14 protein-coding genes and 3 tRNA genes are annotated in these 11793 nt (G+C 64.8%); 12 read left to right on the forward strand and 5 right to left on the reverse strand.

The features are described from left to right. Window positions 1-32: 32 nt before the first annotated feature. From ACWW36_RS13915 to ACWW36_RS13930, 4 genes are all read right to left on the reverse strand, one after another. Window positions 33-713 carry a hypothetical protein gene (locus ACWW36_RS13915; RefSeq protein WP_456142095.1) on the reverse strand — a complete coding sequence of 227 codons (681 nt, stop codon included), beginning with the start codon at window positions 711-713 and terminating at the stop codon, window positions 33-35. Window positions 714-733: 20 nt separating this feature from the next. Further along, on the reverse strand, window positions 734-1684 hold the full coding sequence (locus tag ACWW36_RS13920; RefSeq protein WP_456142096.1) for a DUF4352 domain-containing protein: 951 nt from the start codon (window positions 1682-1684) through the stop codon (window positions 734-736). A 113-nt stretch (window positions 1685-1797) separates the two neighbouring features. Then, window positions 1798-2508, reverse strand: coding sequence for an MBL fold metallo-hydrolase (locus tag ACWW36_RS13925; protein WP_456142097.1), 711 nt, complete (start codon window positions 2506-2508; stop codon window positions 1798-1800). 9 nt (window positions 2509-2517) lie between these two features. Continuing rightward, window positions 2518-3375, reverse strand: a complete 858-nt coding sequence (locus ACWW36_RS13930) for an NYN domain-containing protein (RefSeq protein WP_456142098.1) — start codon at window positions 3373-3375, stop codon at window positions 2518-2520. A gap of 62 nt (window positions 3376-3437) precedes the next feature. Between ACWW36_RS13930 and ACWW36_RS13935 the strand changes: the two genes are divergently transcribed. The 12 genes from ACWW36_RS13935 (at window position 3438) to rplA (ending at window position 8830) form a co-directional block, all read left to right on the forward strand. Continuing rightward, entirely contained in the window at window positions 3438-3923 is a 486-nt protein-coding gene (locus ACWW36_RS13935) for a nitroreductase family deazaflavin-dependent oxidoreductase (protein WP_456142099.1), read from the forward strand. A 197-nt stretch (window positions 3924-4120) separates the two neighbouring features. Then, window positions 4121-4193, forward strand: a tRNA-Thr gene (locus ACWW36_RS13940). A gap of 13 nt (window positions 4194-4206) precedes the next feature. Then, window positions 4207-4280: transfer RNA gene (locus ACWW36_RS13945), tRNA-Met, on the forward strand. A 39-nt stretch (window positions 4281-4319) separates the two neighbouring features. Then, on the forward strand, window positions 4320-4487 hold the full coding sequence (rpmG, locus tag ACWW36_RS13950) for a 50S ribosomal protein L33 (protein ID WP_006246868.1): 168 nt from the start codon (window positions 4320-4322) through the stop codon (window positions 4485-4487). Between the two features lie 98 nt (window positions 4488-4585). Next, window positions 4586-5035 carry a (3R)-hydroxyacyl-ACP dehydratase subunit HadA gene (gene hadA / locus ACWW36_RS13955; protein ID WP_456142484.1) on the forward strand — a complete coding sequence of 150 codons (450 nt, stop codon included), beginning with the start codon at window positions 4586-4588 and terminating at the stop codon, window positions 5033-5035. After that, window positions 5022-5450 (forward strand): (3R)-hydroxyacyl-ACP dehydratase subunit HadB, encoded by a 429-nt coding sequence (gene hadB, locus ACWW36_RS13960; protein ID WP_456142100.1) that lies wholly within the window; start codon window positions 5022-5024, stop codon window positions 5448-5450. The genes hadA and hadB overlap by 14 nt, the downstream gene beginning before the upstream one ends. 3 nt (window positions 5451-5453) lie before the next feature. Continuing rightward, window positions 5454-5981: a (3R)-hydroxyacyl-ACP dehydratase subunit HadC gene (gene hadC / locus ACWW36_RS13965; protein ID WP_456142101.1), complete on the forward strand. Its 528-nt coding sequence runs from the start codon at window positions 5454-5456 to the stop codon at window positions 5979-5981. A 142-nt stretch (window positions 5982-6123) separates the two neighbouring features. Then, window positions 6124-6196: transfer RNA gene (locus ACWW36_RS13970), tRNA-Trp, on the forward strand. A 68-nt stretch (window positions 6197-6264) separates the two neighbouring features. Then, entirely contained in the window at window positions 6265-6702 is a 438-nt protein-coding gene (gene secE / locus ACWW36_RS13975) for a preprotein translocase subunit SecE (protein WP_456142102.1), read from the forward strand. Window positions 6703-6870: 168 nt separating this feature from the next. Beyond that, the gene (gene nusG / locus ACWW36_RS13980) at window positions 6871-7554 is read left to right on the forward strand and encodes a transcription termination/antitermination protein NusG (protein WP_456142485.1); all 684 of its coding nucleotides are present in this window, start codon (window positions 6871-6873) and stop codon (window positions 7552-7554) included. 78 nt (window positions 7555-7632) lie between these two features. Then, window positions 7633-8061, forward strand: coding sequence for a 50S ribosomal protein L11 (gene rplK, locus ACWW36_RS13985; RefSeq protein WP_456142103.1), 429 nt, complete (start codon window positions 7633-7635; stop codon window positions 8059-8061). A 61-nt stretch (window positions 8062-8122) separates the two neighbouring features. Then, the gene (rplA, locus tag ACWW36_RS13990; RefSeq protein WP_456142104.1) at window positions 8123-8830 is read left to right on the forward strand and encodes a 50S ribosomal protein L1; all 708 of its coding nucleotides are present in this window, start codon (window positions 8123-8125) and stop codon (window positions 8828-8830) included. On the opposite strand, the gene ACWW36_RS13995 is transcribed toward rplA, so the two are convergent. Continuing rightward, window positions 8827-11634, reverse strand: coding sequence for an ATP-binding protein (locus ACWW36_RS13995; protein ID WP_456142105.1), 2808 nt, complete (start codon window positions 11632-11634; stop codon window positions 8827-8829). The genes rplA and ACWW36_RS13995 overlap by 4 nt on opposite strands. Between the last annotated feature and the right edge of the window lie 159 nt (window positions 11635-11793).

The following is an 11793-nucleotide window of genomic DNA, read 5'->3' on the forward strand; positions in this document are numbered from 1 at the left end:
CGGGGAAAAGACGCTGTGTCCTGCGTATTGCACTACTCGATTCGAAGTTTCCTACGAATTCTTGAGTCTGCAAGCGGGGTCGCTGCCGGATCGGTCGGTGAAACGCCGCATGCATGTGCGAATTCGTCCGGGGCGAGCCCGTCGGCGGAGTTCATATCGCAGCGGCCAAACGGGGGTGCGCCCTCCGGGAGGCCGCCTCCGTAGCCCTGGCCGTCGGTGTATTGATGGGCCACCTTCCCCGGGTATGGCGGGTTGTGCCCGTAGGCGGCGACCACCAATCGAATGCCCGGCGGCTTGCGTGGCCACAGATTGTTCAGGTCGCCCACGTTGCCGTAGCCGATCACCTTGGACGTCGAGCCGACGAACGCGCCGACGGCTTCGTAGGCGGCGTTGATGTCGGCTGAGCGGTCGCCGCGGATTTGGCCGCCCCACGCCTCGACGTCGAGCATCACCGCCATCTTCGGGTGCGGTGTGCGAACCATGTCCTTGAAGGTGTCGACGGTTTGCTGCCAATTCGGCCGCCAGACAAAGTAAACGATGAAGAACGTCAGGCGCCCGCTGTCGGCGTTGCGCAGGCACCAGTCATAGTTGTTGACCCATCGGCGATCTCGATGCGTGCCGTCGTTGGAACGGATGCACAAAACGGGATAGGGATAACTGTCGTTGACGCCGACCTGCCATTCGGAGACGTCGGCATAAAGCGTGTCTGCCACGCCTCCAGTCTTACGCGAAGCTACGACAGCGGCAGATCGATGCCTGGGCTCACGGCGTCGCCATGCACTTCGAGCGTCTCGGGCACCGTGCCGGGTGGCACGTCGAACGCCAAGCCGACGTCGGCCGAATCGCCCGGGTTCAGTTCTGCCAGACCGCCATTGAGGTAGAACGTCGCCTCGTCGTCAATCGAATACGTGGTGCCGCCGGCCTTGAGCTTCTGCAGCGTGCCGAGGAACGTCGTCGGGGCGTCGCCGGAGTTCAACACCGTCATGTGGACGATGACGAATTCGCCCTGCGCCGTCTTCTCGACCGGAGCATCCTGATACTTCACGCTCGGGGCGGTTTCGACGCTGTTGACGGCGAACGTGATGCCGCTGTCGGTCGCCTGGCCGGAACCCGGTGCCGCCGTGGGTGATTCGGTCTGCGTCTGGGTCTTCGTCTTGGTGGCTGAGGTGGTTGGTGAGGCCGACTTCGACGTCGTGGTGTCACCCGATGCGCCGATCTGGACTTTGTTGTCCTTGTGAATGACGAACGCGTAGATGAGCACGACAACCAGCACAGCCAGCAGGGCCGCGCAGGCGGCACCGAACTTGATGATGAGACCCCGGTTGCCATCCGACCGAGGCTGTTCCGCGGCCGGTGACGGCTCCGGCGCTGCAGTTGCACCGGCGTACACCGGTGCCGTCGTCTCGGCCGAAGGTGGCGTCGACGCCGACGCGGTTGGCTCGGACTCCGCGTCGGGCTCGGGCGCACGATGTGCGCCACCGCTGCCATCGGCGGCACCGGTGTGCACAACGGCCGTGGGCTGCTCGCTAACGGGCGGCTCGGCTGCGGGTGACTCGCTCGGCTCGGGTGCCGCATGAGCGCCGGGGGAGTGGTGCTCGGTCCAGGCCGAACCGTCCCAATAGCGCTGGCCGCCAGAGCCGTCGGGAGCGGGGTACCAGCCGGCGGGCGTGGGCGGTGTCGTCATCGCAGAGGGTCCTCCCCATCACGCGCCGCGCGGGCGCTGGGCAACGGGAGAATAGCGCAGGCACCGGCGGGTCGCGCGACTTTAGCTCGCGCAAACACCGTGTCGCGTCCCGGTCAGCCGCCCATCAGCATGCGCCACTGGTCGAGATTGCTTGCCCGGTAGACGTAATTGGTCTGACGGACGTCGGACAGCGAGGCGCTCGGCTCGGCCGAATACCAGTGTCCGGGAAAGACTGTGGGATCGCCGGGCAACTGCGCCAGCGCCTGCAGACTGCGATACATCGCGTCGGCGTCGCCGCCGGGAAAATCGGTGCGGCCGCAGCCTTCGAGGAACAGCGTGTCGCCGGCCACGAGGCGGCCGTCGAGCAGGAAGCACTGGCTGCCGGGCGTGTGGCCCGGGGTGTGCAGCAGCTCGATGTCGATGTCCCCGACGCTGACCTTGTCTCCGTGCTCGTGTCCGGTCAGCTCGCTGCGCGCGATGCCGGTGACTCGTGAAACCCAGTCCGCCTCAAGGGTATTGACGTGCACAGGCACACTAACCCGCTCCAGCAGCTCGGCCAGGCCCTTCAACTCGAAGCCCATCATCGAACCGCCGACGTGATCGGGGTGGTGGTGGGTGACCAGCACACCCGACAGATGCATGCCGTCGGCCTCGAGCGTGTCGACGAGGTCGTGCGCGGCGTACGCCGGGTCGACGACGACGCAGTCGCCGGTCTGGCGGTCGCCGATGAGGTAGGCGAAGTTGCGCATCTGCGCCGCGATCATGTCGGTCGTCGCGAAGTCGCGACCGGACAGCAACTGCCGAAAGTACAGGCGATCGGTCATCGCTCCACCCTATGAGGCCTTGAGCCGCACCATGCGCGTGGTGCTGCTCTCGTCGAGATCCACCAGGTCACTGTGCGACCGCAGGAAGTCGCTGAACGAGCGGAATCCCAGCGACTTCTCGGAGAACGACGGGTCCATCCGCTTCATCTGCGCCTTGACGGCCGAGTTGTGCAGCCACTCGGCGTCGTCCTTCTCATGGCCGATCCGCATAGCCCGCTCGAGCAGGCTCGTCGCGGTGGTCTGCGGGTCGGGCGTCTCGGGCTCTTCGTCGTTGTCCGCAACCTTCTTGCGCGGCTTCTTCTTCGCAGGCGCGGCAACGGGCACGCCCGGTAGCGCGTCGTAGGTGACGAACTCGTCGCAGGCGGCGGTCAGCGAGCGGCTGATCGACCCCGTGATGCCGATGCCGACGACGTAGCGGCCGAGCCGTTTGCAGCGCTGAGCCAGGGCGATGTAGTCGGAGTCCCCCGCGACGATGACCACGTGGGTCAGGTCGGGCAGGCGGAACATGTCTTCGACCGCATCGACCGCCAGCCGGATATCGGCGCCGTTCTTGGCGTATGCCGCGGCGGGGAAGAGCTGGACGAGATCGACCGCGCGGCCGACCAGTTGGCCCCGATAGTCGGCGTTCACGTCGGCCGACCAGTCCGCGTAGGCCCGCGTCAGCACCAGGGTGCCGAATGAGGACGCGAAGTCGATGATGGCGCCGACGTCGACCGTCGCCTGGGTCAGCCGTCCCGGTTGCTTGTGGAAGCCGGCCGCCTTGTCCTTCTGAAACGAGCTGCGGCCGTGAATCTGGTCGTACCGCGAAATCACGATGTTGTCGAAATCGAGGTAGACCGCCACGCGCGGGGCGCCGGGTTCCGTCATCGTTCCGTCCTATCACCGCGACGGTCCGTAGCGCTCAGGATGGCGGCAGTTACGCTGCAGCAATGGCCAGCAGGTCGCGCGCGGCCCGCGTGCTTGGTCGAATCATGAGAGTGCCGAGTGCGCTGGATCGCGACGGCACGCGCTGGGCGCTTCAGACGCTCGGCCTGAACACCGTGATTGTCCTGGTTCACCGCGGTCGTAGGAGCGGCAAGCTGTATCGGACGCCGGTGGAGGTGATGGTCGATCGTCCCGACCGCGGCGAGATCGTCGTCGCGCCGATGTGGGGCCGGCAGACCGATTGGTATCGCAACGTGGTCGCGGGCGGGCTGGTCGAGGTACACGTCAGAGGCGAACAGTGCCAGGTCGAGTGGAGCGAGCTGGAGGCGGCCGAGCGACGCACTGCGATGGATGCTTTTCGGCACGCTCATCCGATGTACAGCCGCATGATCGTTCGGATGCTTGTTCGCGTCAACGGATTGCAGGGCGATCGCCAGCGGGCGGTACTGCGCGAGATCCCGATGCTGACGCTGCGCGCCGTCCGACCGTAGGACTACGCGCACTGGATTTACGCGCGCTATGGCTGCCGTGTCGGCAATCGTGTCTGGACCTGCCACGACATCGCTTCGCTACTCGATTGAGTCAAACCGACCCACTGCCAGGATGACCAGCGGTTTGGCGCGTCAATCCGCGAGAATGTACCCTCTTTAAGGCCCAAGGCACGGCGTGAGGGCCGTGAAGCGAGTAGGCCCCCTTAGCTCAGTCGGTAGAGCGTTTCCATGGTAAGGAAAAGGTCAACGGTTCGATTCCGTTAGGGGGCTCGATCGACCCCATGGCGGTGTAGCTCAGTCGGTTAGAGCGAACGACTCATAATCGTTAGGTCGCCGGTTCGAGTCCGGCCATCGCTACAAGAACGAACACACATATTTTGGAAAGAGGCAGCTGACGTGGCGTCAAGTACCGACGTACGGCCGAAGATCACTTTGGCGTGCGAGGTGTGCAAGCACCGTAACTACATCACGAAGAAGAACCGCCGCAACGACCCGGACCGGCTCGAGCTGAAGAAGTTCTGCCCGAACTGCGGCAAGCACCAGGCCCACAAAGAGTCGCGGTAAGCACTCGGATACGGGCCGGCGTGCCAAACCGATGACGGTTTGCCCGGCCTGACTAGGTAGGTTCACTAACCGTGGCGTTGTCAGAGAAACACGTCGGGATGCACTATCGGTACCCCGACCACTACGTGGTGGGCCGGGAGAAGCTCCGCGAATACGCGACCGCCGTCAAGAACGACGATCCCGCGTTTTACGACGAAGCGGCCGCCGCGCAGCTCGGCCATGACAAGCTGCCTGCTCCGCTGACGTTCATCTCGATCTTCGGCTATCAGGCCCAGTCGGCGTTCTTCGCCAGCGCCAAGATCGGCGTCTCGGACATGCAGATCGTCCAGGTGGATCAGGTCCTGAAGTTCCACAAGCCGATACACGCCGGCGACAAGCTCTATTGCGACGTCTACGTGGACTCCATTCGGCAGTCCCACGGCACCGACATCATCGTGACCAAGAACATCGTCACCAACGACAAGGGTGACGTCGTGCAGGAGACCTACACGACCCTTGCGGGCCGTTCAGGTGAAGGAGAAGAGGGTTTCAGTGATGACACTGCGTGAGTTCGATTCGGTGAAGGTGGGTGACACTCTTCCGGAGAAGGTCATCACGCTGACCCGCCAGGACTTGGTGAACTACGCCGGTGTGTCCGGTGACCTCAACCCCATCCACTGGGACGATGACATCGCCAAGCAGGTCGGCCTGGACACCGCGATCGCGCACGGCATGCTCACCATGGGCTTGGGCGGCGGCTATGTGACGTCATGGGTCGGCGACCCGGCCGCGGTTACGGAGTACAACGTGCGATTCACCGCAGTGGTCCCGGTGCCCAACGATGGCGTCGGCGCAGAAATCGTGTTCAATGGTCGGGTGAAATCCGTTGAACCCGAATCGAAGTCGGTAACCATCGCACTGTCGGCCACTTCGGGGGGAAAGAAGATCTTCGGGCGCGCCGTAGCGACCGCGAAGTTGGCGTAACCCATGGCTCTTAAAGCAGACATCCGCGGGATGGTCTGGAAGTACCCCGACACGTTCGTCGTGGGTCGCGAACAGATCCGTCAGTACGCACATGCAGTCAAGGCCGACGATCCGGCCACACACGACGAGGCCGCGGCCGCCGAACTGGGTCACGGCGCGCTCATTGCGTCGCCGACATTCATGTCGATCTTCGCGGTGATGATTCAGCGGCATTTCTTCCAGCATGTCGACGTCGGCCTGGAGACCATGCAGATCGTCCAGGTGGATCAGAAGTTCAAGTTCCACCGGCCCATCCAGGATGGCGACGCGCTGACCGGGACGATGCAGATCTTGACGGTCGACGAGCGGTTCGGCGCCGACATCGTCACCACGCGAAACGTGCTCACCGACCCGACTGGAGCGGTGGTGATGGAGTCGTTCACCACGCTGATGGGACACGAGGGCGACAACTCGATTTCGGCCAAGTGGGATCCGGAGACGGGGCAGGTCGTGCGCACCGCGGTCGGCGAGAACGGCCAAGGAACGGATTAGTAACTCAGAGGGAGGGCGCGCTACACTCGGACCTCGGGGTTTTCCCAGTCCAGCGCGCTGTCCGTCGGTTTTTAGATCGACCGAACGGAGAGCGCGCGAATTGTGTAGGCCCCGAACGCGCAGGTTGGCCTGCCAACCTTGAAGGGGCGTAGCTCAACTGGCAGAGCAGCGGTCTCCAAAACCGCAGGTTGCAGGTTCAAGTCCTGTCGCCCCTGCTCAACTGAATACTCGACAAGTGTGGACACTGGAAGGTGACCCACGACAACCAGACGAAAGGCATGCGGTGAGCGACGAGCGCGATAGTGCTGGCTCCGCAGGCGACGGCACCGATACCGACACCGACGACACCCGCGGTCAGACCGCGGTCGTGACCCAGCCCGCCCGCCCGACGGGCAAGCGGACGCGCCGCGGCGCGGTCGACTCGGACAGCGAGGCCGTCGACTTGGCGACTGGCGCCAAGGCCAGCCCCACCAAGAACGGTGCAGGCACGTCGACCAAGACCGCGAAGAAGGCGGCCGACCGACCGTCGCGCAATCCGCTCGCATATGTCTGGAACTACCTGAAGCAGGTCGTCGCCGAGCTGCGGAAGGTGATCTGGCCGAACCGTAAGCAGATGATCAACTACACCGCCGTGGTGCTGGTGTTTTTGGCGTTCATGGTGGCGTTGATCGGTGGGGTCGATCTGGGCCTGGCCAAGCTCGTCACGCTGGTGTTCGGCTGACGAGCGAATGTTTGAGAGAAGAGGACTGAAACCGTGACTAGCTTCGAGGGCGATGCGCCTTCGGCTGACAGCGTCGACCTGATCACCGGAGCCGCTTCGGCGGCGACATCAGTCGACGAGGCCAGCCCCGAAGCCGTGACCGACGACGCCGACGCCGCACCCGCCGAGGTGGCCGAGGAGGCCCCGGCAGCTGAGGGGGCCGCCGACGAGGCTCCGGCTCCGGACGAGGACGAGGACCCAGCCGTCGCGCTGAAGAAAGAGCTGCGGCTGCGGCCGGGCGACTGGTATGTCATCCACTCCTACGCCGGCTACGAGAACAAGGTGAAGGCCAACCTCGAGACCCGCGTGCAGAACCTCGACGTCGGCGATTACATCTTCCAGGTCGAGGTGCCGACCGAAGAGGTCACCGAGATCAAGAACGGCCAGCGCAAGCAGGTCAACCGCAAGGTGTTGCCCGGCTACATCCTGGTGCGCATGGAACTCAACGACGAGTCGTGGGGCGCGGTGCGCAACACCCCGGGTGTCACCGGGTTCGTCGGCGCGACCTCGCGTCCGTCGCCGCTGTCGCTCGACGACGTGGTGAAGTTCCTGCTGCCGCCCGCCGCTGCGAAGAAGACGGGCAAGGCCGCGTCGACCGCCGCCGCCGCCGAGACCGGTGGAATCGAACGGGCCCCGATCGAGGTTGATTTCGAGGTGGGCGAGTCGGTCACCGTCATGGACGGGCCGTTTGCGACGCTGCCGGCCTCGATCAGCGAGGTCAACGCCGAACAACAGAAGCTCAAGGTGCTGGTGTCCATCTTTGGCCGCGAAACACCTGTCGAACTGACCTTCAACCAGGTCGCCAAGATCTAGAAGCGATTTGTGCAGAAACCCGCGCTGAGCGCGGGAAAGTGCACAGAGTCGAGAAACGAGAGAGGAACACCAACACCCATGGCCCCGAAGAAGAAAGTCATCGGGCTGATCAAGCTGCAGATCCAGGCCGGGCAGGCCAACCCCGCCCCGCCGGTGGGCCCCGCGCTCGGCCAGCACGGCGTCAACATCATGGAGTTCTGCAAGGCGTACAACGCCGCGACGGAAAGCCAGCGCGGCAACGTCATCCCCGTGGAGATCACCGTCTACGAGGATCGCAGCTTCACGTTCAACCTGAAGACACCGCCCGCGGCCAAGCTGCTGCTGAAGGCCGCCGGTGTGCCGAAGGGCTCGGGCGAGCCGCACAAGACCAAGGTCGCCAAGGTGACCTGGGATCAGGTGCGCGAGATCGCCGAGACCAAGAAGGAAGACTTGAACGCCAACGACATCGATCAGGCGGCCAAGATCATCGCCGGCACAGCCCGGTCGATGGGGATCACCGTCGAGTAGACGGCTCCCGTGGGAGGGCCAGCTTCGGCCCGCCAACCACAACTCTGATTAGGAGATACGAATGAGCAAGAACAGCAAGGCATATCGCGAGGCCGCCGAGAAGGTGGACCGCACCCGTCTCTACACCCCGCTCGAGGCCGCGAAGCTGGCCAAGGAGACGTCGTCGAAGAAGCAGGACGCCACCGTCGAGGTGGCCATCCGGCTCGGCGTCGACCCGCGTAAGGCCGACCAGATGGTGCGCGGCACCGTCAACCTGCCGCACGGCACCGGCAAGACCGCCCGCGTCGCGGTGTTCGCAGTCGGTGACAAGGCTGAGCAGGCCCAGGCCGCCGGCGCAGACATCGTCGGCAGCGACGACCTGATCGAGAAGATCCAGGGCGGCTTCCTGGATTTCGACGCCGCGATCGCCACCCCGGACCAGATGGCCAAGGTCGGCCGCATCGCACGCGTGCTCGGCCCGCGTGGTCTGATGCCGAACCCGAAGACCGGCACAGTCACTCCGGACGTCGCGAAGGCGGTCGCCGACATCAAGGGCGGCAAGATCAACTTCCGCGTCGACAAGCAGGCCAACCTGCACTTCATCATCGGCAAGGCGTCGTTCGACGAGAAGGCGCTGGCCGAGAATTACGGCGCGGCGCTGGACGAGATCCTGCGGGCCAAGCCGTCGTCGTCGAAGGGCCGCTACCTGAAGAAGGTCGTTGTCTCGACCACCACCGGCCCGGGCATTCCTGTGGATCCCGGCGTCACGCGTAATTTCGCGGAGGCCTAAGCGCCCGGCTGATGGTCCGCGATGTTGTGGGAATCGGTTGAGTCCCCAAGGTTGAGTTGACTGATGCGCTGCCCGAGTTCGGCGCGTGAGTGGATGCCGAGTTTGCGGTAGGCGCGAGCCAGGTTGTGTTCCACGGTTTTTGGACTGATGAACAGTGTGGACGCAACGTCGCGGTTGGTCATGCCCGACGCGGCGAGCTCGGCCACTCGTTGTTCAGAGGGGGTCAGCCCGAAGTCGTGGGTCGGGCTGACGCGGATCCGTGCGAGTTCGGCGCGGGCGCGCTCAGCCCATAGCGGCGTGCCCATCTCTTCGAACGCGTGCAGAGCTTCATTCAGGGCTGCGGCCGCCAGATCCTTGCGGCGTTGCCGACGCAACAATTGTCCGAGCAGCAGCTGGGTACGAGCGCGTTCGAACGGCATCGGGAGCCGCTCGTGCTCGTGCAGCGCTTCGTGTGCCAACTGATCCGCGGCCGCGACATCACCGTGTGCGGCCAGCCACATGCTGCGGCAGCGGGCACCGACAGCCAGCATCCACGGACGGTCGAGCCAGCGCCCGTTGTGCTCCAGCGCGTCGATGAACGGCTCGGCATCATCGAGCCGGCCCACCGCAATCATCGCCTCGACCGCATCGGGCAGGAACGAAGCGGTGATGATCTCTGTCCCTGGGATCGCGTCGAATCTGGATATCAGCGGTTCTAACTTCACGAGCGCCTCGGCGTAATTGCCCTGTGAGACTTCAAGGAAACCCAGGATCGCGCTTGGCTGCTGCGTCAGGCTGGGCGCCGCGCACCGCTGGGCGGCCTCCATCGCGGCTCGCGCGTCGGCGCGGGCTGCGCCGTCAGAACCGGTGTATGCCGCGACCGCTGCGCGGACGGTCTTGGCAATGGCGACCGCGTAGTCACCGCCGAGTTGTTCGGCCCGTTCTATGGTGTCCGCGGCGATCTGGGTGGCTTCGGTAAAGCTCCCGCGCCAGACTTCGATCAACGCACTGTGTAGTGAAACGAATATCATCAGGCTCTCGGCGCCGCGTTCGATGCAGCGGCGCCGGACGTCGGCCATCTGCGTGCGCGCCTCGTCGAGCTGACCCGTCCAGGCCAGAATCAGGGCAGAGGCGCTGCTGGCGCTCGAGGCGCTCGGCACATCGACGTCGAGATCTTCCAGCTCCAGCGCACGCTGGAGGCTGCCTTCGTCGACTCCCTGGCCGCAGATGCAGCTGACCGTCACCCACATCGCGAGCGCCTGACTGGTCAGCGTCGGACAATCGAGTTCTTCTGCGAGCACCACTGCCTGCCGTGTGTGATGCAAGCACTCGTCGTACTCGCCGGTGTTGATCAGAGCATTCGACAGCAGGAGCAGGGTCTGCACCAGCAATGCGTGGTCGTCGGCGGCGTCTGAGAGCGCGGTCCACAAAAGATCGACGGCCTTCTGGAAGCGGCCGTCGGAGACCAGCATTTCGGCCAACAGCTTGAGTGCGGTCGCGCGTCGGGTGCCGGGTGGCAGGTGTTCGATCGTCGGCTCGAGGAGGGCGCGCGCCCTCTTGCTATCGCCGGCCTGGAAGTAATGCTCGGCCGCCGACAACCGGCGCGATGGCGTGTCACCCCCGAGCCGAATCGCGGACTCGATCAGCTCAGCCGCGGCCATCGGGGCTCCGCGAACCCGTGCGGCGGTGGCGGCTTCGTCGAGCGCCTGAAGTGTTGCCGGGTCCGTGCTCGTGGTGGCCAGTGCTAGGTGCCTGGCTTTCAGCTCGGGCAGCGTCTCGACCTTGGCCAAGGCCCGGTGCATTGCACGGCGGCGCGACGGTGTGGCGTCTGCGTAGACGCCCCGAGCCAGCAGGGGGTGAGAAAACCGCACATGATTGCCGTCGATGTCGACGATGTCGTGGCTTTCTGATTCCGCGAGCAGCTCGGCGGTGCGCTCAACGGGATTGCCGGTGGCGCGCGCCAGCAGATCCACCGTCGGGTCGGCAGCGCAGGCGGCGGCCAGCAGCATTTCGCGCGCGTCGTCGTCCAGGCGTCCGATTCGGGCGCGCACCACTTCGGCCAACGTCGCGGGAAGTGGCATGTCGCTGTCCCGCGATTCGCTCGCCATAGTGCGCGCCAACTCCAGTGCAAAGTACGGATTGCCGCCGGAAAGCTCGGCGATGCGCGTCATTGTCGGACGGGAAAACGATCGGCTTAGCTTCGTGTCGAAAAGCAGACGCAGACCGCCAAGGCTCAACGGACGCAACCGAATTCGTTCGATGCCGTCGGGCCTGCGCAGCCGCAGCCACGATGTCGTGGTCTCGGCGGCGCGCTGTGACCGCTCGGTGAGGACCATGCCGACGCGGCCCTTCAGGCGCCGTGCGACGAATGCCACGACCGCCTTGCTCGACGGATCCAGCCACTGAACGTCGTCGATCGCCACCAGCACCGGCGCCGTGCGTGCAAGCCCCTCGACGACGGTCAAAAACGCTGTCGCGACCACCCTTTGATCGGTAGGGAGACCGCCGAGGTCGGTGCGCAGCAGAACGCGGTCCAGTGCAAGGCTCTGCACGTCGGGTAGTTGGTCAAGAACGGTCGGTTCGACATCGGCGAGCAGGTCCGCCGTCGCCGCATACGCGAGCATCGACTCGGTCTGTCCTGTTTGAGCGGATAGCACGTGAAATCCCCGCTCGCGCGCCTGGCTGATCGCGGCCAGCCACAGCGTCGTCTTGCCGATGCCGGCCTCGCCCTCAACCAACAGGCACGACGGCCGAGCGTCGGCAGCCGACAAGAATTCCGCAACCGCCTGCGCCTCGGCAGAGCGGTGTACCCCAACCCCCGACACCGCCTGATTATGGCAGCTAGCAAATCGCATTTCCCGCGAAATCAACGCAGATCAGCGATATGATTTACCGAGGGGTTAATAACTTTGCATGGGGGTGCAGATATGGCAAAGGCGCGTCCCGGACGCAGGTCGAGTAGCCAGATTTTGCGTTTGCAACGG

The organism is Mycobacterium sp. MMS18-G62 (genome assembly GCF_053877835.1).